Genomic DNA, 21,661 nt, shown 5'->3' with positions numbered 1-21,661 from the left:
CTCAAGTTCGGTGCTCAGCTCAGCACCCCGAGCGGACAACTTCCCTGATAGGTCCCGAGTCTTCGAATTTAAAGTGGGTTTAGCGATGTAACCGGTCTTATGTGGCCGCGTCCCTTTGCGTGGTGTAAAACCCGAGGCCCGAATGCCCTGACTCAGAGGGTGAACAGGGTGGAATGACGGGCTGTCATTCCTGAGGCGCAGATGCACCTCGTTTTTCCACGATGAAATGAGGCGATTGACTTGTCAAGTCTCTCGTCTGATCGCGGCTGTGTTGTGAGCGGCAGGGGTCTTCTATGCAGCCCAGGGGTTACAGCGCCGGCCCCCGGGCGGCGATTGAGGCCGCTGCGCCCTGTGGGGGCGCTGCCACCTCAATCACCTGGGGCCTGCGTCTTGCACCTCTGCGGCGGCGGCGCTGAGCAGGGCCGGCAGATCCTCCAGCTCCGGGATGGCGGCCATGCTCTCGGCTGAGAACATGCGGCGTCCCTCCAGCTGCCAGTGCTCGTGCTGCTCCAGCAATACCGCGCCCACCAGGCGGGTGATCGACGCGTCGTTAGGGAAGATGCCGACCACCCTGGTGCGGCGCTTGATCTCCTCGTTGACCCGCTCCAGCAGGTTGGTGCTCCAGACCTTCTTCCAGTGAGGCTGCGGGAAGTGACGGAAGGCCAGCACGTCCTCTCTGGCCTCGTTCATGAGCTCGGTGGCCTTGGGGAAGCGCTCCGCCAGCGAGGCGGCCAGGTCATCCCAGCGGCTGAGGATCTCTCCGGCATCCTCCTGAGCGAACACCGAGCGCAGGGCGGCGGTGACCATGCCCTGGTGGGCTTTGGGGACGCGCTGGAGAAGGTTGCGGGCGAAGTGGACGCGGCAGCGCTGCCACACACAGCCCTGCAGCTGGCGCCTGATGGCCTTGGTGAGGCCCACGTGGGCGTCGCTGATCACCAGCTTGACGCCAGTGAGGCGCGCTCCTTGAGCGAGGCAATGAACTCGCTCCAGAAGCCCTCGGTTTCGCTGTCGCCCACCTTGAGACCCAGCAACTCCCGGCGGCCGTCCGCGTTCACCCCCATGGCGACGACGACAGCCCGTGAGCAGACATGCAGGGCCTTGCCCAGCCTGCCCTTGAGGTAGGTGGCATCCAGGTAGACGTAGGCGTAGCCGGACTCCTGCAGGGGCCGGCTCAGGAACGCCTGCACCTGCTGGTCGATCTCCTGGCAGATGCGACTGACCTGGGATTTGGAGATGCCGCTCTGCGATCCCAGGGCCCCCACCAGGGCATCGACCTTGCGGGTGGAGACGCCGCCGATGTAGGCCTCCATGATCACGGCATAGAGGGCCTGATCCACCCGGCGGCGGGGCTCAAGGATCGAGGGCAGGAAGCTGCCGGCCCGCAGTTTGGGGATCAGCAGGTCGATGTCGCCCACCTGGGTGGTGAGGCTGCGGGGCCGGTAGCCGTTGCGGTAGCCGAGCCGTTCCTCGCTGCGCTCATGGCGGTCGGCACCCAGAACGGCGGCAACCTCCAGCTCGATCAGCTGCTGCAGGCCGTGGCGGGCCAGCTCCGGGATCAGCTCGCCGGCACTGCTGCCATCCAGTAGCGGCGCCAGGTCAACTGCGGCACGATGGGTCTTGGGCATGGTTCGTCTGGTTGAGGTGGTTCTCGAACCAGGGAAACGGGCCTGCCCACCCCTTGCAACGCCAGGCGTCTGAGGTGTGCTCGCTCAGCCCCGGCTACGCCGGGGCTGAGGCCCAGGGGATTTACACCACTGCTGGGGACGCCAGCTCTTATGTTGCATGTCAGCGCCAAAGCTTGGCAGGCGCTTTGCGAGATGGAGGCGACCAAGGCACTCCTGACCACTGGGTGCCTTGCGTGCTATCCGGTAGTCTAGGGCAAGCTGGAATTAGCGCTCCACGTTTTCGCCTACCGCCAACAATGGGCTGGTCCCAAGGCTCACTAATAAGAAGCTGAAGCAAATCCTCACTTTTAGCGGTACATTTCAATTGTTCATTCTATACGAATAGCCAGCCGCTGTGTTGGCGCATTGCATGGGTCTTTCACTCGGCACTTCAATTATTCGGCGAAGGGCGTAGTTCGCGGCTTATACTTCCAAAAAGCTGCCCATTCGGATGAATACCGCTGGTTTTCCAAGGATCTCTTAGAATATGTGCCAAGTTAATCCTAGCCTACCAACGCTGACCTACTTAATTGGGCATCCAGGCTTGTATTAGATCGATCAAGCCTCGGTTGCAGATATCCTGCAAACGTATCCGTCGAGAACAAAGCATGGCAACCACTCCTAACAACCTGAAATCCAATCCACGAGCATCTCATGCAAGCCTTGTAGAATGGTATGTATCTGAATGCACTGACCAAACGGGGGCAAACAAGTACGCTCAAGCTCTTTTACTTGCTCGAGAGCTTGATCAACTGTATGAGACCAACGAAACCACCTGCGGCTTTGAATATCATCACTACAAGCCCGACTCTCACCCCGACTATCTAGTATATTGCAATGCTAAGCAATTCGCCAATGGTGGGCGCAGGCGAATAGTGCCAGAATGGTGGCCCAAGGTTCAAAGAGATTGCATTGAAGGATGTGACCTCTCCTTCGCAGGGCCAGGGCTGTATCTTCCATGTGAGAACTGGATCGAGTTCGACCAAGGAAGCGACGATCTTATTATGGCAGGGATATGGCAGATGGTTAGATCAAATGGAGAAGTGCAGCCAGGGGATTGGGAAAAAATCGTTTCAACTCTCGAATCTTGGCAATCTGGGGAAGGAAGCATAGCATGCTCAAAAACTGTACGGCATTTCTATCAGTTATTAGGCCATGCGGCCCAGATTGGTCTCATGTGCGGTCGAGGCTCGTACCTAAAACTCATGAAGCAACATCTATGCCCAACACAGATTGACTCGCATATCCAATATTTAGCTAGCATTACCAATGACTCCTGGGACCTTGATCTGGAGTCATACTCTACAATCCTTAAAGAACATGGTAACTATCTGCGCCCAGCAACCAGTGTTGACATCGACCTTGACAGCGATATTTTGTTATCACAAATCGGAATCGAAATCCATCCTCAAGGCCTCTTGGGTCGTGCACTCCCTAAAACAGTTCATCGATTGGTTGGCGACGTTTTTAAGGTCGATTCAGCTCAGATCGAGAGCATCTCAAGCTTGCTGAGCTACTTGCCAAAGGGCATTGAAATGCGCGGCTTTCTTGATGGGGCAGAGAGAATAGCAACCAAGACAAGAGTTGCCAAGCTAAACCACATTAAGATTATCTTCTCGCCTGATTCCAAGGCAAGGCTAAAGTCTTATGTTCGCCTTGTAGAACAACATACTTAGAGGTTTGAGAACAGAAAGATCACTGAGCAGGTTAAGATCAACCCAGCCAGAGCCTTTCAAGAAAGTAATCAGTCTTGCCAGACTTGTGTCGCATCAGAGTGTCAAGTATCCAGCCTTGAGTACCGCTTTGAAACCGTTGACCCCAAAGACTATCCAAGAGTGAAGTAATATAGTCTACCTCAGAGAGCAGATCGGATTCGGAGGCAAGCAGAATCCTTAGCCTAGGCATGGCGCTGGCGACATCAAAGCCAATAACGGGAAAAGAATATTCATAGGATGGGTGGCTACGTAGATACGAGTATGCAAAAGACGTTTGCGCAAAACGAGCCCTGAAACGTTTGCTCATTGGAATGAGCCTGATGCCAAAGCCTAACTGCTCTAGCATCTTGATCGAGCCAAGCCCATAAGTAGAACCGGCAAGTGACTCATCGACTTCAAGCCACTGACCACCCACTGCTGCTAGGTTACCAGCCCATTCCTCACAGCAGATTAGAGGATAAGCAGGAAGACAGTTGAAAGGCAATTGCGTGACAAGTTCACCAAGCTTCTTCTGCCAGCTAGTCAGCAAGATTACAGGCTTGAAGGCGGTGCCATCGGAAAGCAAATACGAGAGATAGCCCGATAGAGACTCTGGAACAGCTACAATGACAATGATATCGGGATCAAAAGGTAGCGAAGATACTTGGTTGTGGGGTATGCATGCCAAAGAGAGATCAAGCTGGGTTATCCTCCGCCCACCCATCTCAAGCTCACAAGTAAGAAGTGGAGGGGATTCACGTGAATGAATTAAATCGCTCCTTATGAGACGTACCTTATGACCGCGCCATGCAAGCCAGTGGCCATAGCTAAGCGCAACAGGACCCGACCCTAATATCTCAACATTCACAACCTAAACTCAATATCATTGGAGCGATCACCAGGAAAGTAGCCTGCATGGGAACGAGGCGCAATCCTAATCAACAAGGCATCGCGAGCGCTACTCATGCCATTGTTGGCATATGTGCGATGATATGTTAGTCCGTTGAAAACGGCATACCCACCAGCATTGAGGCGTGGAATGACCGTAGAAACGGTTTCATCTGGGAAATCCTTGGAAACATCTGCCAGGTTCTCGATACCATCTCCGAAATGCGACGAAAAGTAGCCTGACCTAAGACTAGCAAGTTCAATTCCCGGTATCTTCTGACCGGAATACTCTTGCAATGGGATCCACAGAGTCAACATAGGCCTCCCACCATACACAAGACTACTATCTTGATGCCAGTCCTGATTATTCTTATTCTTTGAGCTCTGACTAATTTCATAGCATGGATAGGTTCGGCGGAGCAAGCAACGATTCATAAGCAGAACCATAGATTCGCCAAGGAGAGACTGATCAATCAATAAAGAACTGTGCGCAAGGTCTGCAACAACACTCTTTGCAATATCAATAAGTGCCTGAGATAGCTGCAGGCTGGGATCAGACACGTAACCAGCCAGACAAAGCGGACCATCTCCTCGAATCAGGATTTGGTCCTCATAAAGAGAAAGCATCTTGGCTATCACTACAGAGGAAACAAGCTTGTCACGACAAAGCGTCTCGCCAGTCGGAATCAGCTGTGGAAACGATTGAGCCTTTCGCTCTGACAGCTGTGCATTCACACAAAGGATGATTAAAGCCTTCCATCCTGGCACTTGATTGGCTAATTTATGTTCCTCGACAGTAAGCGGTTCTAGTGCCCAGCCTTGATCACAAAGCATGTCATGCAACTCACCATAGCTCAGACTGGGGTGCTCCTGAATTAAGGCGGCAAGTTTAGAAGACAGATTCATAAGTTGAAATGAAGATTACAAAGACCTCAAAGGCCAATTGGACAGTTCAAGTCAGAAGAAAAGCAGCGGACTACATGCACAGGAAGCTCCTCCGGACTGAGGCGTACGCAAAAGAGGCCTGCTACATTAATTGCCGCAAGCTTTGCGATTAGATCACTAACTAGGAGACTGGGATCCACCGACAAGTCACTGTCTGCAGTTTGCATACCAACTATACCGCTAGCGGAACGTGAAATGATTTCATTTATGGCTGCAATCATCGGCTTGGGATTTAGATGAGCCCTTGGCATGCACAAGTAATCATCGGAACAAATAACGTAGCCACCCTTGCGCCGGCTAGCTGGAAGTGTATTCAGATTTATCGCCTCTTGAATACGCCATACCTGCGCAGCTTCTGCAATGGCGCGGCGAGCTGCAATCAACGGACTATGATTACAGCCCCATCCATTGAAGCCGCGATAGGTTTCATCTGGAGCCTGGATGAAAAGGGTGGCCTCGAAAACTGCTGCAGCCTTGGATCGTAATGACTTTAGTATTAGAAAATGGCCTTGATCAGCCAGTCGAGCGGTAACGCTATCAAGAAGCTGATCATTAAAGGAGGCAGAGCAGATAGGATTTGCAGAATCAGGATTGCTAAGATAGTTATGCATTGCATCTCTTTCTATTAGCTCATAGAGAGAATGCAACATCGCCTCTTCGAGGGTATTGCCAGATGCAAGTCCATTGGTGAACGATTTCAGTGGCATCCCTGCTTCCAATGCTACGGGGTAAAAGACATCACAATCTGGAACGAAGCATGTGGCATTGGAGATAAGGTCTTTACAAGGGATAAAGCTCACTATTAATTCTTCGAGATTCGAAGAAAGGCTGCATTCAGCATCGCGAAAACGGACAGTTCGGCCTTCGAGACTACTTGACCTTGGCATACCCTTAATACGAGGAGACTCAATCAGGCTCATCTCAATCCCTTCCATGATCGCCGAAGCAGTAGCGGCTGGCGCCGTATAACCCTTGCCAAGATTAAGATAACCCGAATGAGCATTATTCCTCAGCGCTTCAAAGACATGAAGCTCAGGTATACGGCTACTAGTATGGTCGATGACGCCAACGATTCCCAAGCCCTCGAGATAGGGACTAACCAAGTCAATGGTTGTGGCGGCAGATTGAGTTCGGAGCGATGTCTTAAGATCTTCCATTACCAAGAGATCAAAACCACTAATGCTTCTGCAGTGACGAGGCTCAAGGAATATGCAAAGCCACGACCGCCCTGAGGACTGACCAAGCATGAGCTATTGCAGCCCAAGCCTTTGGCAACCATCCTGGCTAGAGATTCTCGTGCCCAAAGAACATCAAGCCCAGCATTAAAGCGGGAAAGAGTCTTACAAATAAACTCTTGTGAAGCTAGACCTCTGGGCTGATTGGCGAAAAAGCCAGTGCTTGAGGATCGTCTTGCAGCCAAGACATACATCAACAGGCAAGCTCCCACTTGCCACACTAAATTTGGATTCATCGTTCCATGTCTGTCAAGATCCTTGCTGACGAGCTTACAAGTAAATCTACTACCGGATGGCGCAGACCGCACCGACCCAAGTACTAACACCAGTAGAGCGTCAATTGATTGATGCGACCATAGCCTTGATCTGATCGATGACCATTTCGACATTTTCCTTGCACCGCTGTTTGCGCAGGGTCGCCTAAAAGTCTGTCCTGGTAGCTCTTGGCAGGTCTGCCAGCATTGGGTTTGGTCGGCGGGTCTCAGTGCCCCCAATGCCCGAAACCCGCTCCACCGGAGTCGATCAGCCCGCACCGGATGACCTGATCAGCTTCCTCAAGGCCATCCCGGATGGGCGTTACCGCCGCGGGGTGCGTTACCCGCAGTGGTTCCTGCTGCTGGTGGCTGTGCTCGGGATCCTGAGCGGCTGCCGCAGCTCCCGTGATCTGGAGGCCTTTGCCCGGCGGCACCGTGAGGCACTCAACCAGGCGCTGGGCCTGAATTTCAAGCGCTGGCCCTCCGATGCCACCTTCCTCTACCTGTTCAACAAGGCCCACCTGCAGGAGTTTGGCCAGGTGCTGCAGGCCTGGATGATCAGCCAGGTCCCAAGCGGGGCAACGGGTCTGGATCAGCTGGTGTGTGATGGCAAGACCCTGCGCGGCTCTGCCGTGGAGACAGAAGACGGCAGTCACCGGTTTGTCGCCCAGGTCACGGTGTACGCCCGGGCCCTTGGCGTCGCCCTGGCCCAGACGACCTATGACACCCACGAATCCAGTGAGCGTGCGGCGCTGAAAGAGCTGCTCAGCAGCCTGGATCTCGATGGCGTGTTGATCCAGGCGGATGCCCTGCACACGACGCAGGCGTTTTTCGCTGGTGCCTCTCCCAGGGGGCCGACGTGCTCCTGACCGTCAAATCGAACCAGAAGACCCTCTACCGCCAGATCGGCTGCCAGTTCCAGGGAAAGCGTCACATCCCTTTCACTGCAACAGATCACGAGAAGCGCCACGGGCGCGACACCGTCTGGGAACTGCGAGCCAGAGAGGCACCGGAGCACATCAAAGCCAACTGGCCCGGCAGCGCCTGGATCGTTGAGGTGATCACAGGCACCCTCACCCGCAAGGGCAAGCGCAAGATCAGGCACCACCTGTTCCTCACCAGCGTGCGCACCACGCCACAAGCCCTGCTGCGCCTGATCCGTCAGCGCTGGAGCATTGAGAACGAATGGCACTGGGCCCGTGACGTCCAGCTGGGTGAGGACGCTCATCGCTACGCCAACCGGATCGGGGCCCCGGTGTTCGCCTTCCTGCGAACCATCGTGATGAACTTGCTGCGGCGGGGCGGCTACCGCTCGATCCGCCAATGCCTGCGGGAGTTGGCCTACGACATCAAGGGAATGCTGGCACTTGGCGGCGTGGCCAGCCGAGGGAGCTTGGGCTGATCACACTTTTAGGCAGCCCTGGCTGTTTGCGTTCAGGGTTCAAGGGCATCTTGATCTAACCGAGCGATACTGCTCAGCCAAGACGCTCCTACGACACCACCTGCAGTGCCTGCTGCGTGGGTGGTCCTAGTGGTGTGCACTGGCAGCCCAGCGCACCTGTGACACACCTTTCATCAGACTTGACTCCCAAATTCCTTAGCGGCTTCCTGATAAACTCAAGGCAATCTCTCTCAAGCTGAACTGCCGAAAAGCACTCCCTATCTCACCTATATCTTCACAGTGATAGAAGATTCTCCTTCCCCCAATCCCGCAAAAAAGGCTCGCAGTCTCATACCAATAATAAAGGATGGGTTCGCCATGCGTGGCGAGACCACCCTCACTTCCAAGCCAGGATTCCGCTTTGAAAATAGCTTTCAGTGGATCAAGTGGCATGGCAACACTGGCTGGCAAGATGTCAACCAAGCAAGCGATAGACAAGGCATTTAAAGAGGTGGAGATGACACTCTTATTCCAGCAACCGCCCGCAGACTGACTTTGCAGCATATGATTGAGAACTGATATCAGATGGGGGAGCTCCCTACCTACAGCAGCAAGGGCGCGTAGCACGTAATAATTCGTAAGGGCCTGCTGCTGAAACCAACGCCCTTTCCACCCAGCCGGAGACAATGGCTGTTCAAGAATATATCTCAATGCACTCTCCTTTACCTCGGAATGAGAGCTGGAAGCAAGTTTCTCAATGAAATACACAGCAAACGCATTAGCCTCAAGGGAAGGCCCAAGCCAGTATTTAGATCGACCTTGAAAAAGAGTATGAAACGCGCCATCATCGGGAGCGTAAAAAGATCTAATCAGTAGATCAACGCAGTTTCTGAGTGCGTCAGCATTCCAGCCGGAGTCTATGAGGCCGTCAATGACGAGCGCGCTATCCTCCATTGTAACCCCAAAGCCCCGGCTATACTCCCACAACCCATTACTATTCAGCTCCCACAAGTTGCGAGCAAGTTGGTTGCATCGGCTAGCCTTTAGTCTAACCCCATGAAAAGCAATGTCGCCCTCGATAAGGGTTCGGATGAAGACTGGCCTGTCATCCCGAAGCTCGTAGACATGAGCCCTAATCAAAGGTGGCAGCAATGGCATTGACGAATGTGCGTCGTGACAGGAAAAAGCAGGGGCTATGCGGATAATATATCAGAAGCAATCATTTTGCCCGCCTTAATCGCGGCGGACATTCCATAGCTAAGGGGCGAAGATGGTGTATACAGAGCCATTTCACCCGCAAACCAAAGATTATGAGCAAGCCGATAATGCTTAGGATAATAGCTCAGCCTGAGCTGTTCAGAAAGTATGGGCCCAAGTTCACGCCATCGCCGAACGGTGGCGCCAAAGAATCTCTCAACAAGACCGATTGAGCGTATTGATTCGCCAAGCTTACGCACAATCTCAACATCTGAAGAGCTCCAGAGAGAAACAGCTTGCGATCCAGTGATATAAAAGTGTAGAATGGTCTTGCCTCTACGGGTTAGAGGTATCATGGAAGACCAGATTTGGTCAGTGCTAACGATATACCGCGGAAAATCAGACGATTCGTCCACAACCATGGCGCATACCATGCCAGAGGCATAGAGCACATCACGGTAGAAACTACAGTTAGACGACTGGAAGTCTTTCAACATGCCGAGCATTTGGCTGGCCGGAGCAGTAATTGCACAGAACCGAGACTGAGTACTAAAGGTATCGGAGCCAGTCCGATACTGAACCACTGGCTGTCCGAATGGACCAGGCGAAACCTGGCTCACAAGACATCCCGTACGCACTGCGACTCGCCCCCCTAAGCTCTCCAATAGACTGTTGACAAAGCTGGTATTGGGCGCATCATTGAATAGACAAGGCCAGTCAACAAGAGAATGACCCACAATCGCTGGAGAATATAGATTAACAGACTCGGGGTGAATAACCCTATGGAATGCATCAATCTGACTTTTCATATGTGCAGAGAACCGGCTCAGATCTCCAAACGACTGATTTTGAATTCGAAGCTTCCCATTTAAAAGGGATATATATGGATTGGTAAAAGATGCCAACAGATCAAAATCAGGCGTTAAGCCTCCGTTGGCACTGCGGAGAACCTCAAGCGGATCGCTACCAAGATAGAGAACGCCATTCTCATACAAACCAAGCGGCTTAGCAAGTGGGATAGAATCAGAATCTGAAAGTCTGGCTGATTTGAAAGGGAAGATGGCTCCGAGTTCAGCGAACACCCCATCTAGCTGATGCGAGCAAACTCGTCCTCCAACATAGTCTTCCGCTTCAAGAATCAGGATTGAATGATTTGGCAAAGAGGAAGCAAGACTTAATCCGGACAAGCCGGCTCCTACAATAATTAAGTCATATTGACCAGCTTCAATTGCAGACATCAAGAGCTACTTCTTGGCAGACCTAGGAGTGGTGCGCAAAAAATCATATTCGTCATCGGAGACATTCCTGAACAGATCAACATTTTCTATTTCTTCAGTAACTTTGGTGTCATCAAGGGAGAAGAATGCATCTTCAATCTTGCTCTTCAGGTCGCTGGGAAGCGTGCTGTCGATGACCCAGGCATCATTTGGAATACGCCTTGAGTTGCCAATAACAACTAGATCAGAAAAAAGCGTAGGACTAGCGGCTAGAATCTTGGGAAGAAAACGCGAAGAGACTGGGCCAATATCGGCCTTATTGGATGCCAAGGCATTAAGAATGGCTTTATGATTATCAAGCCTAACGACCGTATAGTCAACTCCCGCTGAAAGGCCTAGAGAAGCCAATTCTCGGTTGATAAGGACAGACTGAGATGTCGACAGAGGATCCCCAAGTGCAACTCTCTTGCCGCGGGCGTCTGATAGCTCTTTGATATTAGAGTCAGCGCGAGCTATGAAGACGGAGTAATAGTAGGGTAGACCCTTAGAGCTCTCGCCCGCAAATAGCTTGTAGCCCGAATTAACCGGAAGAGTGGCATAAGCATAGGGGCCAAGCTTCGCCATTGCATATTTATGGATTTTAATGCTGTTCATGCCCGCTTGATAGGAGGGCATGACCTCAACCTTTACATTGCGAGATAGACTTTGAGACAGGTAGTCTGCCAGCGGCTTAAATTGGCGCTCTGTTTCAGTCAGTCCACCAGCACCTTGAATTCCCAAAATCAGATCTTTTTGCTGGCTGGACGTAGTGCATGCTGCTAGCGAAAGCCATGCGGTGATAGACAGCGCTGCAGATAAACACCGAGGTATACGTAGGGCTGATCTTTGCATAATGCTTTGACTTTAGCCTTGTGATCCAGTTGAACCACAGAAATTTACAAAATTGTAGCACCTCACTTAGCTGGACCAAAAGCTGACTGTCATGAGCGCCTCGGGAGGCCGTTCCCCGAGGCAACTCAACATTGCCCAGTGCAACCACTGTAGATTCATACAAAGAATTCAAGCCTTGCGCGTGAGTCTCTCGGGCACGAAGGTGTTCAGACTTGATCTCTTTCTCCAGTTCCTTCTCAACCCTGAGCATCCGCTCGTGACTATCGCCTTGTGCTTGGAGGCACTTGGCCTGCACCATCCCAGCCTTCTGGCACAGCCGCAGGATCTGAATGAACTGGCCCTTGAGGGCATCAAGGTTGCAGCGCCGGAATTCACTGATACGGCTGTGATCAGGTTGCTGATGACCGGTCAGCACGCGAAACGCCAGATCCTCGCAGCAGGCACGCTCGATCTTGCGGGAGGAGACGATGCCCACGCAGTAGGCGTAAAGCAAAAGCATCGTCAACCGCTGCGCGGAAGCCTGTGGCTACATCCCGCAGATCAAAGCCCTTCTCTCCGCGGGGATCCTTGGCCTGAGCGGGGATCAGGATCGCCGAGAGATCGAGCTCATCGACCAGATCGAGCAGGAAATACACCTGGTGGTCATCCGAGAGCCAGTCACTCGGTGATGGCGGCAGCAAGGTGGCCTGCTCCGGCTGGCAGGGGCGCAAGGATTTGGGCTTCTTAATGCCCTATTTTCTCACCCAGATCCATTGCAGTCACTGGGATCTGGGCAGATTTAGGAGCGTTTGTGGAGAGTGCAGACGGTGATCTCTGCGCGACGGGCTCCTAGGAGGCGTGCGAGCGGCCACGAGCACAGATTGAGCTCACTTTTAGGTATGTTGACACCAAGCAGACGGGAAGTCAGCGTTGGATCAGGCCTGTGTTGACAAGGGAGGGGCTTCATCCGCATAATGAGAGATAGTCACACCCTCGATCTCAGGACGCATTGGATAGCATATTTTCCAAGGAAGCTCTCGATGCTCGTCGATCGACTCCCATTTCACGACCGGCCTCATTACTGCTGCTTCCTACGCGCTTGGTGATTGGAACACTTTTTACCGCGGCCTTTCTTGCAACAGCCTGGGCAGCCGTTGCACCCATTCCGATTAGAGTTCCCGCAAGCGGGATCATTCTTGATGTCAATCAAAACATCCCAGTCTCCACAAACTCCTCCGGAAGAGTTATTCTCTTTAGCCCTGAAATTATTACATTGCGCCAAACTGTTGACCGAGAAATAATCTCATTCTATTTTCAGCGGATATCTCAATTGCCGAGCACAGAGCAGATGATCCAGCTGGCCAACGCCCTCCTCGAAGACTCGACAGACCAAAGCTTTAGAAAGTACGCGGCATTAACTAGTACAACGTCATTAGCGGAAACGATTGGCACATCCGGCTTCGCAGTCAAAGAACACCAGATTCTGGGACTTATTATTAACGAGACTGAACGCGCCGACCTGCGCACGAGCGTTGGCAGAACCTATTCAGGCCTTAACGAGATTCGAGCAGCCCGCAGAGCCGCACTCACTGATATAGAGATGTATCAAAAAGAGTTGCGCCTCAAGAGTGATTTAGTTTCGTCATACGAGGGATTATTGACGCAAGGTGCCTCAGACAACCAGCAAGTGCTTTCTGCCAAATCTGCAGCCGCGCAGACTGCCACTCAAATAACTAATCTTAAGTCCCGCCTTGCGGAGTTAGAAGCCAAAGAAAAATCGGCACAGGCTGAATTGTTCACAACACTGAAAGGATTTATCAATAAGCACTATATCATTTCCCCGGCCGAAGGGTATGTCGTTAGTCTTGACTTGGGAACTCAGCAACTTGTAGAGGCAGGCACAACTGTAATGTCCATTTCCTCCGTCCCCCCAAGCCAGCTTCCCGATCAAGTCATCGGCTTTGTTGATGATAATTACTCAAGCCTTGTCCGGACAGGCATGAAAGTCGTCGCCACACCACAAGGGGTAGACAAGTCTCAATACGGAGGGATTAAGGGATACATCACGCAGGTCTTGCCTTACTCAAAAGATCGCGAGACCATCGCCAAACTAAGTGGCCTACAGTCTGCAGTGGGTGCGGCATCAAATTCCGATCAAACTCCTACTGTTATACTAATGGCCCTAGAGAAAGTTGGTGCAGACAATCAATACAGATGGACGGGTAATAGCAGCCCCGACGCCGCCCCAAGAGTTGGGGTTCAACTTGACATTAGTATAGCTGTCGACACCCAAACTCCGCTGCAGATTGCAATACCGTATTTCAAGAAGTATACAGGACTTGAAGGCCCCACGACCTTCCCAGGAAATCAATAGATGAAGTACGTCAAGCCGGTTTTACAGTATGACGTGGTTGAGTGTGGCGCTGCCTCGCTCTCTGCAATTCTTGCTTACTATGGAAAGTACAAGAGTATTTCGGAATTGCGAGATGTCTGCGGCGTCTCCAGAGATGGCTCTAATGCACTCAATCTCCTGAAGGCGGCCCGTACACAAGGCATGGAGGCGAGGGGCTTTCGAATTCCCGCTGATCAACTAACCGATGATAAACTGCCTTGCATTATCTTTTGGAACTTTAATCATTTTCTTATCCTCGAAGGCTTCAAGAATGGGCGCGCTTATCTGTCCGATCCGTCACAGGGTCGTTGGTCCTTGCCAGCCTCTGAATTTCTTAAATTCTATACCGGTGTAGCTCTTGTAATCAAACCCGGCCCAGAATTCAAGAAGAGTGGAGCGCCTACTAATCTCTTGAAAGAGATATTCAGGGTACCTTTTTACTATCCCAAGATTACTCTAGTAAATCTAGCGATAGGAGTAATAGGAATTGTCCCAACGCTATTCCTCTCGTCATCTACGTCCGAATTTGTCAACTCTTTCCTAAGCAAGCAGCGTGCATACTATGGAATGCCAATTGTCATTCTTATCTTATTGGCCATTATCTTTATCTTTGCTTCCTCCAATATTAGCTCGGCAATTGCTCGCCGTTTGCAATTTAACCTGAGCAGGCGCTATAGCGCCGCTATTTTTTCAAAGCTTTTCGAGGCCAATTATAAATTCATAGCTCAGCGCTCTGCATCCGAGCTATCAAGTCGAATGACGCTAGGATTGGTTTATTCTCAGAGCGTTATCAGCATTATATACTCTTATGGAACAACATTGCTTCAAGCTGCAATTGTTTTATTTGCAGTCTTTCTTATCTCTTGGCCCTTAACTCTATTGACCTTGTTTGGTACCATGCTGAACATGTACTTTACCAATAGGCAAATTGCAGGAACTGCAGACGACAATAAGAAGCTCGCCATGGATCAAGGACTTCTCTATTCCAAGGGATTGCTTTCTATCGTTGATATAGAAACAGTTAAGTCTACCGGGATGGAGTCGTCTTCTCTTAATTCATGGATGGACTACTTTGTCCCCGTTAATCAGACTTCTCAAGAACTAGGGATCAAGCAAACAAATCTTTCCACCCTGAGCTTTGCTAGCACGTTATTTCTCGATATTGGCTCAATTTTACTGGGTGGATACTTAATACTCGTCGGTGAGTTTACTGTTGGTGGACTATTAGCATTTCAATTCCTTAGCAGTATTTTGCAAGCTCCAATCACAGCCTTGGTACAATTAGGTCCAGCCATGCAAAGCCTTGAGGGTGTGATTGGAAGGGTCCAAGACATTAACGGATCTGACAAGGACCCCAACGTGCGTTCCCTTGTAGCAAATTTAGATTCAACATTTGGGATACTTCCACAGGATTCCTCTTTGGAGATCCGTAATATTAATTTTAAATTTAGCCTCTATGAAGATTATTTTTTTAAAGATTTATCTATGATTATTCCTGAAAAGTCGCATACAACAATTGTTGGCCCGAGTGGATCAGGTAAGTCGACGCTCTTAAAGATAATTTCTGGCTTGATTGAGCCTGAATCAGGCAATATCTATGTTGGCAAGCTGAAGATTCAAGAGATTGATACAGATTACTTTCGCAAGTTTCTTGGCTACATACCTCAAGACGTTATGCTATTTGATACTGACTTTTATGATAATATTGCTCTCTGGGATACGCGCATACCAAAGGAGCAGATTTACTCCTCATGTCAAGATGCTGAGATTGAATCCAAAATATTAGAGTATGCTGAATCTTATTCAAAGCGTCTTGGTTCCTTCGGGTCAATCTTAAGTGGAGGCCAGAAGCAGAGGCTGACAATAGCTAGATCTCTTGCCAGAAATCCCAGCATTTTGATTCTTGATGAGGCTACGAGTGCACTCGACGATGCAACCGAACAAGCTGTCCTTAACAACATAAGATCTCGTCAGATTACAACAATTACAGTGGCTCACAGGCTATACTCAGCCCTTAGTAGTGACTATGTTTATGTTATGGATGGCGGAAAAGTTATTGAATCTGGTCCCCCTTCTAAACTTCTACAAATGAACGGAGCCTTTAACAAAATGGTAGAGCTTGAGAAGGTAAGCCAATGATCAATAACAGCATGAATGACAATAACGACTCCTTTTCTCAATCAAGGATTCAAACATTGCAGGCCATTTTAGACTGCACCGATGATCCATCGTTACTTGATCAGTCCTTGCCAGAGCGAACCAATATTGATGCCTATGATGCCCTTGCTTTTATCCACTCTTTACTTGCAATAGATACTACCCTTCGCCTCGTCAAGGATACCAGTCTTGTAGATTTATATGAGTATAACCAGATCCATTTGCGTCGAACATCCATTGATACGATTGGGGTATCAATAGCCGATCCTCCCACCTTGCCTACTCTCGTCATTCGGGATGATGGCTCCCATGTCGTATTCTTTACACGCAAAGGAAAAAGCTACACCTACAATCCATATGATGGCGCCATAGCAAAAAATCCTGATCCCAATATCCTAAGAAAGCCAAATAAGATCTTTGAGGCATATTCGCACTTTCCGAGTAGTGTTACATCTCCATTTTCATTACTCAAATACGCGTTCCGAACAGATACTATTAAATTGCTCGTTATCGTATTTGCCTCGCTCTTGGTGGCCATACTTGGATTAGCGGTACCATGGATTACCAGCTTTCTAGTGCAGACGGTCATCCCTTCGTCAAGCCTTTCGCTTTTAATTCAAAGCATTATACCAGCGACTCTTATCATTATTAGTTCGGCAATATGTAGACATTTTCAGTCGCTTTCTCTCTTGGCCATTGAGTTTAGCGTCAATACCAAATTGCAGACTGCCGTGTGGACCAAGGTACTTAAGTTACCTTTTAAATTCTTTCAAAAATATACGGCAGCTGACTTAATGATGCGCGTATCATCTATATCGACAATCAGACAACTTCTTGGGAACCAAGTACTACTGGCCCTGCTTACGCTAGTATTTTCGGCTGTCTACTTTGTATTGATGTTTACATATGATCGAAATCTAGCTTTTGTTGCAGCAGGAGTGACCCTTGTAAGCATTGTAGTTACTGTATTTTTAATTCATAGGCAATCACTTCTACAGCTACCCAAGGCTAAAGCATATGCAGATATGGCCGACTTTTCGTACCAAACAATATTTGGAATGCCTCAGATCCGCTCCACAGGAAGTGAGCCCTTTGTTTTCAAAGAGTGGACAAGTAAGATTTCATTGGCAACCAATCTTGATCGTCGAATCATGTACTGGAGTGGCTTATTAAGCAGCTTTAACTCGATTTGGAATCCTCTAGGAACACTTGCAATTTATTTTTATTTAGTCTATAATTTTATACTCTCACCAGGCCAAGCCGATCCCAAGCAACTTGTCCAGTCTATCATTATCTTTGTTCCTTTTTACAGTGCTTATGTGGCATTCAATTCTCAGCTGCATTCAGCTGTAAGCAGCCTCTCTAGCGTCGCGTCTCAGGCGGTGGTTGAATGGGATCGCGCTAAGCCAGTCATTTTTGCTCAAGAAGAACAAGGTTATTCTCCTTCTGCAGTGATGGCTAATATCAAGGGGGCAATATCTTTCAACAATGTTTCATTTATCTATGAAAACGATAGTGACTTTCTATTTAAAGAGTTGTCTTTTTCTGTGCAGCCGGGCAGTTTTACGGCCATAACCGGGAAAAGTGGTTGCGGTAAGACAACTATACTCAAATTGCTTCTTGGCCTGTACGAGCCATGGTCGGGCTCCATCGCAATTGATGGGACTCCGTTGTCTAAGCTGAACATTAAATACTATCGTCAGCAAGTTGGAGTCGTCATTCAATCAACAAGACTTCCGCCGGGAAGCATTTTCGAAATTGTTAGTGCTGGTAAATATTATACAGAAGAAGAAGTGTGGCATGCTTTGAAACAGGCAGCTATTGATGAGAGGATTCAAAAACTGCCAATGGGGCTTGATACAATCATAACCGAAGTTGGTTCCAGTATATCTGGTGGCGAGCGTCAAAGGCTAGGGATAGCCCGAGCTCTTATTTCAAAGCCTAAGGTCTTGTTGTTAGATGAAGCCACGAGCGCTTTGGATGCCATGTCTCAGGAAGTCGTTAGCAAGAATATTAGGGATGCAGGTTGTACCCGAATTGTGGTAGCTCATCGGCTTTCAACCATTCAAGAAGCAGATCAGATCCTTTACATCGAAGATCATCGCCTTAAGGCAACTGGATCCTTCCATGAACTAGTCGCGCAGGGGCTCTTGACTGACAGTCTTACAAGCTACACCAGTTAGAGTGCAGTCTTGTCATTAAGCTCGAAGACACCAGCGTCCGAGCTCACAATACTCGGGCGCGTCCCCTTCTGCCAGGAAACGTTGCCACCTCTCCATCCCGACCATTCTTTCCACAAGTAGGGACTCCTGAAAAATCCAGATCCATTGCGCCGCAGCTGGTCTCAAGCATGAGAAACCGCTAAAGTGGCCGTGAATCAGGCAATCCGTGATTGCCTTTACTCCTGATCGCTCCATATGTACCGGAGGCACAATAACGGTCAGATCTCAATCAAGGAGTTCCACCTGCCATTTGGCGGCACACTTGATCCCGAGAATCGCTGGGTTCAACTGGAGGGGCTGATCCCATGGGGTGAGCTGGAAGAAACCTATGCCCCTCAATTCAGCGCCACAATTGGCGCTCCAGCCAAATCAGTGAGAATGGCCTTTGGTGCTCTCTACATCAAACAGAAGTTAGGGCTCACCGACGAAGAGACAGTCCATCAGATCAGAGAGAACGCCTATATTCAGTTCTTTCTCGGCTTTGCGGGCTACACAGCCAAGGCACCGTTTGATGCCTCGATGATGGTGCACTTTCGCAAGCGTTTCTCTGACGAGGATCTGCGCCTTATCAACGAGCTGGTGGTGCAGCGCGGCAAAGAGATCCTTCTGGAAGCACTTGCTCAGGCAGCAGACGATGACGACCATGATGATCGTGATTCCAGTGGAGGAGGCGCTCAGCTAGAACTTGATGCGTTGATCAAGCCTGCTGACTGGCCAGAAGGAAAGAATTGGGGCACTCTCACGATTGATGCCAGTTGCACTCCAGCCGACATCACCTATCCCAGAGACCTCAAGCTCCTCAACGAGGCTCGCACAACGACCGAGCGAGTCATTGATGATCTGTGCAGTCAGTCATCGGGATTCAGGAGACATCGACCTCGCTACGACCGTGGCCTTGCTCGTGCTCATTTCCTCAGAGTGGCGAAGCAAAAACGACCACGTCGCCGCAAAGTGAAGGCTGCCATTAAACATCAGCTTGGCTATGTGCGGCAGAATCTCAAGGCCATTGATGCTCTGATCGGCTGCGGGGCAAGGCTTTCCGAGCTTAAGAGGCATTGGTGGCAGAAGTTGTTGGCCTGCAGCGAGTTGGAGCGGCAACAGGGCCTTCTGCTCGCCTCTCAGACCAACAGCATTCCAGACCGCCTAGTGAATCTTGTGCAGACCCATATCCGCCCAATGGTGCGAGGCAAAGCACGTGCTGCGGTGGAGTTTGGAGCCAAAGTCAGTGTTTCGGTTCAAAACGGCTTTCCGTTCCTGCACCGCATAAGCTGGAACCCCTACAACGAAGGAGAAGACCTGATCGCTCAGGCGGAAAAATACAAGCTGGATACAGGATCTTACCCAGAGCGCATCTGCGCCGACCGGATTTATATCACGGCCAAGAATAGGCATTTCTGCACGAGGAACGGTATTCGCCTCTCCGGCAAGCGATTGGGTCGCCCGCCCAAGGATCCTGATGTCACCACTGCACACAAGCACCAGCTCCGATCTGATCAAGCTCGACGCAATGAAGTGGAAGGCGTCTTTGGCTCTGGAAAGCGCAAGTATTCCCTGGATCTGATCATGGCTCGTCTACCAGCTGGTGCCGAATCCTCCATCTCGATGGCCTTTGTCGTGATGTGCGCGGAAAAGGTCTTGAGGCTGCTGCGCCTCCTTTTTGTCCTTCTTTTTGGGTGGATCTACAGCTTTTTTATGGCCTGGTCAGCGATCAGAGCGCCTGAGGGCATCTGCAGGCCAGGCTTTTGAGATCTGGCCGACTTGATGTCACCGCGCTTGCCAGCCTGATTAACGCGAAGCAAACGGACGAATCCGGCGCCGATGGGCCGAGAATCTTTTTCAGGAGTCCCCAAGTAGGCTCTTGATTAGGTAGCAAGCTCCGTCAGAGCCCTTCCAGCGCGTAGACTGATACACATGTACCCGTCGGGATCGCTATGGCCATGAATCGGATCCAGTTCCAGCCGAGTCTTTCTCTGCCTCAGTTCATAGAGCTCTACGGCACAGAGGAGAAGTGTGAGGCCGCACTTGAGCAAGCGCGCTGGCCAGATGGCTTTCGTTGCCCACGTTGTCACACTCAGGAGCATGGGATCATCCATGGCCGGCGCCACAAGCGCTACCAGTGCCGGAACTGCCGCCATCAGGCCACCCTCACGGCCGGTACCATCATGGAGGCGACCAAGTTACCCCTGACGACCTGGTTCCTCGCTTTCTATTTGGTGGGACAGGCCAAGACCGGCATTTCCTCCCTCGCCCTGATGCGCCATCTCGGAGTGAACTACCGCACCGCGTGGCTGGTTCACAACAAGATCATGCAGGCGATGAGCGAGCGGGAGGAGGCCTATGTCCTGCGGGGAAAGGTGCAAGTGGATGATGCCTACCTTGGGGGAGAACGACGTGGTGGCAAGACAGGTCGAGGATCGGAAAACAAGGTCCCCATCGTTGCCGCCGTCTCCCTTGATGACACTGGCTGCCCGGTTCATGTGAAGCTTTCAACAGTCCCGACGTTCTCGTTTGCAGCTATCGCTGACTGGGCCCAGGATTCATTGGCGATAGGGTGTGAAGTGGTATCTGATGGACTGGCTTGCTTCCGAGCCGTGGCAGAAGTCGGTTGCTTCCATCACCCTGTGGTAGTGAACGGACGCCATCCCAATGAGCTGCCTGAATTCCACTGGATCAACACGATACTCAGCAACCTGAAAACCAGCTTCAGCGGCACGTTTCACGCCTTGCGATTCGATAAGTACGCCGACCGCTACCTGGGCGCCTTCACTTACCGCTTCAACCGGCGCTTCAATCTTTCGGCGATGACGGACCGGGTGGTTCATGCCGTCTGTATCTGCACCGCACGTCCCGAGCGTCACCTCAGGAATGCGGAGCTTGCTACCTAATCAAGAGTAGGCTTGATGGAGTGGTTCGATGCGTCGTTACAGCGAGGCCGTCAAGGCTGATCTGAGAAGGCGGATGACCCGCCGCAACGCCAGAGCGTGGCCCGGATTTCAGAAGAACTGGGCAGCCACGTGATCACCCTCTACAAATGGAGGAAGACCTGGCGGTTGCAGGGGGAGGTGGTGCCGGCATCCGAGAAGGATCCTGAGGGCTGGGGCGTCGCCACCGACAAGTTCACGGTGGTGCTGGAGACGGCAGGGCTGTAGCCGTAGGCCTGCGAAGCAGTACGCCACCGCGCTCAGTGCCTACTGCCGGGAGCGAGGGCTGTACCCTGAGCAGGTTAACCCTTGGCGGCAGGCAGCCCAGGATGCCAATGCCAAGCCGGTGCTGACGATGGCTGAGCAGAAGGAGCTCGAAAGGCTCCAGGACCAGCGGGAGATCAAGGCCCTCTAGTGTGCCGTCCCGGAGATTTGCAAGCAAAGTCGCTGGAGCTTCTCCAGGATTGAATCTGCTGTGGCCGTCCAGTTGAACGGGGCTTTGGTCTTGTTGTAGGCCGCCACGAACTGCTCGATCTTGGCGATCAGCTCCTACCGCTTCGCGGAAGCCTGCGGCTAGGAGCCTGTCGCGCATAGATCACCGCCCGCATTCTCCACAGACGCCCC

Annotated in this window: 15 protein-coding genes and 4 pseudogenes; 10 read left to right on the top strand and 9 right to left on the bottom strand. The window is 51.1% G+C overall.

The genetic code is table 11. From position 1 onward, the window contains the following. Positions 1-372: 372 nt before the first annotated feature. Positions 373-1,625 (bottom strand): annotated as a pseudogene (locus H8F26_RS08240) (IS256 family transposase). 647 nt (positions 1,626-2,272) lie between these two features. Here H8F26_RS08240 and H8F26_RS08235 point away from each other — a divergent pair. Next, entirely contained in the window at positions 2,273-3,340 is a 1,068-nt protein-coding gene (locus H8F26_RS08235; RefSeq protein ID WP_197158710.1) for a hypothetical protein, read from the top strand. Between the two features lie 37 nt (positions 3,341-3,377). Here H8F26_RS08235 and H8F26_RS08230 read toward each other — a convergent pair whose 3' ends face one another. The 3 genes from H8F26_RS08230 to H8F26_RS08220 all read right to left on the bottom strand — a co-directional run bounded on the left by H8F26_RS08230 (position 3,378) and on the right by H8F26_RS08220 (position 6,438). Continuing rightward, positions 3,378-4,082 carry a hypothetical protein gene (locus tag H8F26_RS08230; protein WP_197158709.1) on the bottom strand — a complete coding sequence of 235 codons (705 nt, stop codon included), beginning with the start codon at positions 4,080-4,082 and terminating at the stop codon, positions 3,378-3,380. A gap of 140 nt (positions 4,083-4,222) precedes the next feature. Further along, on the bottom strand, positions 4,223-5,152 hold the full coding sequence (locus H8F26_RS08225; protein ID WP_197158708.1) for a hypothetical protein: 930 nt from the start codon (positions 5,150-5,152) through the stop codon (positions 4,223-4,225). Between the two features lie 26 nt (positions 5,153-5,178). Next, positions 5,179-6,438 (bottom strand): YcaO-like family protein, encoded by a 1,260-nt coding sequence (locus tag H8F26_RS08220; protein WP_197158707.1) that lies wholly within the window; start codon positions 6,436-6,438, stop codon positions 5,179-5,181. Between the two features lie 481 nt (positions 6,439-6,919). Between H8F26_RS08220 and H8F26_RS19875 the strand changes: the two genes are divergently transcribed. After that, positions 6,920-7,549, top strand: coding sequence for an ISAs1 family transposase (locus tag H8F26_RS19875; RefSeq protein ID WP_197158706.1), 630 nt, complete (start codon positions 6,920-6,922; stop codon positions 7,547-7,549). Then, positions 7,540-8,082 carry an ISAs1 family transposase gene (locus H8F26_RS19870; RefSeq protein ID WP_197158705.1) on the top strand — a complete coding sequence of 181 codons (543 nt, stop codon included), beginning with the start codon at positions 7,540-7,542 and terminating at the stop codon, positions 8,080-8,082. The genes H8F26_RS19875 and H8F26_RS19870 overlap by 10 nt, the downstream gene beginning before the upstream one ends. A 195-nt stretch (positions 8,083-8,277) precedes the next feature. Here H8F26_RS19870 and H8F26_RS08205 read toward each other — a convergent pair whose 3' ends face one another. The 4 genes from H8F26_RS08205 to H8F26_RS08190 form a co-directional block, all read right to left on the bottom strand. Then, entirely contained in the window at positions 8,278-9,015 is a 738-nt protein-coding gene (locus H8F26_RS08205; protein WP_197158704.1) for a hypothetical protein, read from the bottom strand. A gap of 239 nt (positions 9,016-9,254) precedes the next feature. After that, a complete protein-coding gene (locus H8F26_RS08200; RefSeq protein WP_197158703.1) occupies positions 9,255-10,496 on the bottom strand; it encodes an FAD-dependent oxidoreductase in 1,242 nt (413 codons plus the stop codon). 6 nt (positions 10,497-10,502) lie between these two features. Continuing rightward, positions 10,503-11,315: a phosphate/phosphite/phosphonate ABC transporter substrate-binding protein gene (phnD, locus tag H8F26_RS08195; RefSeq protein WP_231605601.1), complete on the bottom strand. Its 813-nt coding sequence runs from the start codon at positions 11,313-11,315 to the stop codon at positions 10,503-10,505. Continuing rightward, complete coding sequence (locus H8F26_RS08190; RefSeq protein WP_255518585.1) at positions 11,224-11,871, bottom strand: transposase; 648 nt, start codon at positions 11,869-11,871, stop codon at positions 11,224-11,226. The genes phnD and H8F26_RS08190 overlap by 92 nt, the downstream gene beginning before the upstream one ends. A 573-nt stretch (positions 11,872-12,444) precedes the next feature. On the opposite strand from H8F26_RS08190, the gene H8F26_RS08185 reads away from it, so the two are divergent. The 7 genes and pseudogenes from H8F26_RS08185 to H8F26_RS19335 all read left to right on the top strand — a co-directional run bounded on the left by H8F26_RS08185 (position 12,445) and on the right by H8F26_RS19335 (position 21,265). Beyond that, positions 12,445-13,719, top strand: coding sequence for a hypothetical protein (locus H8F26_RS08185; protein ID WP_197158701.1), 1,275 nt, complete (start codon positions 12,445-12,447; stop codon positions 13,717-13,719). Continuing rightward, a pseudogene (locus H8F26_RS20125) lies at positions 13,720-14,940 on the top strand (cysteine peptidase family C39 domain-containing protein); the annotation flags it as partial. Positions 14,941-15,252: 312 nt separating this feature from the next. Continuing rightward, positions 15,253-15,876 (top strand): annotated as a pseudogene (locus H8F26_RS20120) (ATP-binding cassette domain-containing protein); the annotation flags it as partial. A gap of 11 nt (positions 15,877-15,887) precedes the next feature. Continuing rightward, positions 15,888-18,077, top strand: a complete 2,190-nt coding sequence (locus H8F26_RS08175; RefSeq protein WP_197171872.1) for an ATP-binding cassette domain-containing protein — start codon at positions 15,888-15,890, stop codon at positions 18,075-18,077. A gap of 234 nt (positions 18,078-18,311) precedes the next feature. Beyond that, the gene (locus H8F26_RS08170) at positions 18,312-19,862 is read left to right on the top strand and encodes an IS5 family transposase (protein ID WP_197158698.1); all 1,551 of its coding nucleotides are present in this window, start codon (positions 18,312-18,314) and stop codon (positions 19,860-19,862) included. A gap of 185 nt (positions 19,863-20,047) precedes the next feature. Then, positions 20,048-21,001 carry an IS1595 family transposase gene (locus tag H8F26_RS08165; protein WP_197158697.1) on the top strand — a complete coding sequence of 318 codons (954 nt, stop codon included), beginning with the start codon at positions 20,048-20,050 and terminating at the stop codon, positions 20,999-21,001. A 96-nt stretch (positions 21,002-21,097) separates the two neighbouring features. Then, positions 21,098-21,265, top strand: a complete 168-nt coding sequence (locus tag H8F26_RS19335; RefSeq protein WP_231598206.1) for a hypothetical protein — start codon at positions 21,098-21,100, stop codon at positions 21,263-21,265. 183 nt (positions 21,266-21,448) lie between these two features. Here H8F26_RS19335 and H8F26_RS19330 read toward each other — a convergent pair. Continuing rightward, positions 21,449-21,586 (bottom strand): annotated as a pseudogene (locus H8F26_RS19330) (IS630 family transposase); the annotation flags it as partial. Positions 21,587-21,661: the final 75 nt, after the last annotated feature.

Origin of the sequence: Synechococcus sp. CBW1006 (assembly GCF_015840525.1) — a bacterium.
Classification (GTDB): Bacteria; Cyanobacteriota; Cyanobacteriia; order PCC-6307; family Cyanobiaceae; genus CBW1002.
This window is presented reverse-complemented; position numbering and strand designations above follow the sequence as displayed.

Coding starts and splice junctions, on each gene's coding strand:
- H8F26_RS08235 (WP_197158710.1), top strand. CDS start 2,273: ATGGCAACCACTCCTAACAACCTGAAATCCAATCCACGAGCATCTCAT.
- H8F26_RS08230 (WP_197158709.1), bottom strand. CDS start 4,082: ATGGGTGGGCGGAGGATAACCCAGCTTGATCTCTCTTTGGCATGCATA.
- H8F26_RS08225 (WP_197158708.1), bottom strand. CDS start 5,152: ATGAATCTGTCTTCTAAACTTGCCGCCTTAATTCAGGAGCACCCCAGT.
- H8F26_RS08220 (WP_197158707.1), bottom strand. CDS start 6,438: ATGCTTGGTCAGTCCTCAGGGCGGTCGTGGCTTTGCATATTCCTTGAG.
- H8F26_RS19875 (WP_197158706.1), top strand. CDS start 6,920: ATGCCCGAAACCCGCTCCACCGGAGTCGATCAGCCCGCACCGGATGAC.
- H8F26_RS08205 (WP_197158704.1), bottom strand. CDS start 9,015: ATGGAGGATAGCGCGCTCGTCATTGACGGCCTCATAGACTCCGGCTGG.
- H8F26_RS08200 (WP_197158703.1), bottom strand. CDS start 10,496: ATGTCTGCAATTGAAGCTGGTCAATATGACTTAATTATTGTAGGAGCC.
- H8F26_RS08175 (WP_197171872.1), top strand. CDS start 15,888: ATGAATGACAATAACGACTCCTTTTCTCAATCAAGGATTCAAACATTG.
- H8F26_RS08170 (WP_197158698.1), top strand. CDS start 18,312: ATGTACCGGAGGCACAATAACGGTCAGATCTCAATCAAGGAGTTCCAC.
- H8F26_RS08165 (WP_197158697.1), top strand. CDS start 20,048: ATGGCCATGAATCGGATCCAGTTCCAGCCGAGTCTTTCTCTGCCTCAG.